The following is a 1,309-nucleotide window of genomic DNA, read 5'->3' as shown; positions in this document are numbered from 1 at the left end:
GTCATGTCTTGGGGCATGATCGGTGCAAAGAACGCCTGCAAGCGAAAGTAATCCTTTTGCAACAGTGGATCAAATTTATGGTTGTGGCATTTGGCACATTGCAGTCCCAGTCCCATAAAGACATCGGCGGTCGTATCGGTCAAATCTTCTTGGATCGTTTTCCATTGTCCCGGCGCATCACGAATGTTCCACTCGTAAACCCAGTGACGCAGATAGCCAAGAGCCGCCCGTGCCTCGACGTCGTCTGGGAACATCTCATCCGCTGCGATCTGTTCCTGAGTGAATCGGTCGTACGGTTTGTCGTCGTTGAATGACTGGATCACATAATCGCGGTAACGCCATGCGGTAGGACGAAAACCGTCGGCACGGTAGCCGTCGGAATCGGCGTAACGAACCAAGTCCAACCATTGCCTCGCCGCATGTTCGCCATAGCCTTTTGAATCCAGTAGCGAATCGACCAGCCGTTCATACGCGTCGGGTGCCGGATCATTGACAAACGCCGCTACCTGTTCCGGCGTCGGCGGCAATCCGATGATGTCGAAATACAAACGCCGCACCAGTGCATGTCGATCCGCTTCGGGGGCCGGGCTGAGGCCGTGGGATTGCAATTGAGCAAAGATGAAATGATCGATCTCGTTGCGTGCCCATTCCTCGCCGCTCGTTTTTGGTACCGTGGGTTTCACTACCGGTTGAAACGCCCACCAACTTCGATCTTCTTCGCTAAAGAAATCACGAGGCTCGCGAAGCACCACATTGGGATCGCTACCCGGCCACGGTGCGCCCATCGCAACCCAACGCTCCAGTACCGCGATTTGTTTGGCTTTGAGCTGGCCTGCGGGAGGCATCTCGAACGATTCGTAGCGAACCGCTTCGATCAGTAAACTTTCGTCCGGTTTTCCCGGAACCAACGACGCCCCCGATTCGCCACCGAGCAACATGTGACCTAACGAATCGAGCCGCAGATCGCCTTTCTGCTTCTCTGCGTTATGACAACCAAAACATTTTTCCGCCAACAGCGGCCGCACTTCGGTTTCGAAAAAGTGCATCTGCGATTGGGGGATCGGTGGGTCGGCCATCGCCAAAGGGCTGATGATCAACGTCGACAAAACCACGAGTCGTAGGAGCCAGAGATGGTAGGTGCGACACATAGATAGCAGATTCAGAGAGGTGGGGTTGAGCTGGGGAATGTTATGGAATCGAGGGAAGGCCGCCGATAAAGACGGGGTCGATTCGATTTTCGTCGTCTTGTAAATCTTGAAAGAACAGACCGTTAACTTCGGCACCCGATGCGTAGCCGAGATCGCTTAAG

The 1,309-nt window shown here is 54.4% G+C and carries 1 protein-coding gene; it reads right to left on the bottom strand.

Features of this window, described 5'->3' with window-relative positions:
• On the bottom strand, positions 1-1,148 hold a 1,148-nt coding region (locus RMSM_RS13245), incomplete at its 3' end, for a DUF1549 domain-containing protein (RefSeq protein WP_040766321.1).
• Between the last annotated feature and the right edge of the window lie 161 nt (positions 1,149-1,309).

It is taken from the genome of Rhodopirellula maiorica SM1, assembly GCF_000346295.1.
Taxonomy (GTDB): Bacteria; Planctomycetota; Planctomycetia; order Pirellulales; family Pirellulaceae; genus Novipirellula; species Novipirellula maiorica.
The sequence above is the reverse complement of the archived record's forward strand: the minus strand, read 5'-3'. Positions and strand labels throughout refer to the sequence as shown.